The sequence below is a fragment of the Arthrobacter sp. SO5 genome (genome assembly GCF_020532805.1).
Classification (GTDB): Bacteria; Actinomycetota; Actinomycetes; order Actinomycetales; family Micrococcaceae; genus Arthrobacter.
On sequence record NZ_MQTQ01000097.1, the window covers coordinates 1 to 1,020 of the forward strand.

A 1,020-nucleotide genomic window follows, 5' to 3' on the forward strand; every position below is an offset into this window, starting at 1 on the left:
TGGCGCGGGTGGTGGCTGGGCGGGGGAGCGGAGGCGTTGCGGAAGGCATGCCTCCAAGCGTAGCCGGGCAGCCCGGAAGAAGCGGATCAGTCTACGTCGCCGAACTGCAGAGCGCCCGAGACGGCGGTGAGGCCGCGGCCGTCGCGCTGCAGTATGCGATCGAGTTGCGCGCCCTGACGTCGGTGAGCGGCCGCTTGAGCCGGAGGTACCTGCGCCACGAACCCGTGCCGGCCGCCGCCGTCCGGAGCCCCACCAAAGCCTGATGCCTGAAGGGCGGCAGTTAGCCGTCAGGCCGGATTCAGCCGTCTGCCTCCAGCTCGGCTTCGAGTTCAGCCTCGGCCACTGCCACGGCGAAGCCCAGCGCCTGGGCGAGGTGGCCGGCCGCCGCCACGACTCGCGGGGTGCCGACCACCGGCGCAACAGCTATGAGGATGCCGTGGACATCATCCAGAGTGATGCCGACGTCGCTCGCGGTACCGGCGTTCAACAGGTAGGAGGCCGCCGGGGCATCGACTGCCACGAGGGCCGCGATCCGGGCCAGCATCAACTCGCGATCACCGAGGTCGCAGCGCTCGATTGATACTGCGGTGATCTCGGCGAGGGCGTCGAGGACGGGGGTTTCTTCTTCGGCCATGATCTCACTCCAACTGGTTGCGGCGGTTGTTCGACGAGTGACGGGACGACGGCGGTCGCCGCGACACGTTATGCAACGTAACCCGTGGCACCGTACGACGGCATCACCCGACGGGAATGAACCGCGGCCAAGGCGGAGGGGGCTGCTTCCTCCGGGCTGCTGCGGCTGGCTATCCGGCTATGGCGGGCCGGAGATGTTTAAGGGCCGAATGACTCATCAGAGGAGATACGTAGAGTACTACTTGACATAATGTTGATTATCGGCGTTCCAACCAAGGTGCCGGAAGTAGCTGCGGCTGTCTGCCGAGTGAGGTGCTGACGCCCGGTCACGTGCCCGCCGGCAATCGGGACGATCGACCCGCCAGGAGCCGCGCCGATATGGCGGTT

The 1,020-nt window shown here is 67.1% G+C and carries 2 protein-coding genes; one reads left to right on the top strand and one right to left on the bottom strand.

What is annotated here, in order from left to right; genetic code table 11:
* The coding region (locus BJG92_RS16985; protein WP_232085161.1) for a hypothetical protein at positions 1–263 on the top strand (263 nt) is incomplete at its 5' end.
* A gap of 35 nt (positions 264–298) precedes the next feature.
* Here BJG92_RS16985 and BJG92_RS16990 read toward each other — a convergent pair.
* Entirely contained in the window at positions 299–634 is a 336-nt protein-coding gene (locus BJG92_RS16990) for a carboxymuconolactone decarboxylase (RefSeq protein WP_232085162.1), read from the bottom strand.
* Between the last annotated feature and the right edge of the window lie 386 nt (positions 635–1,020).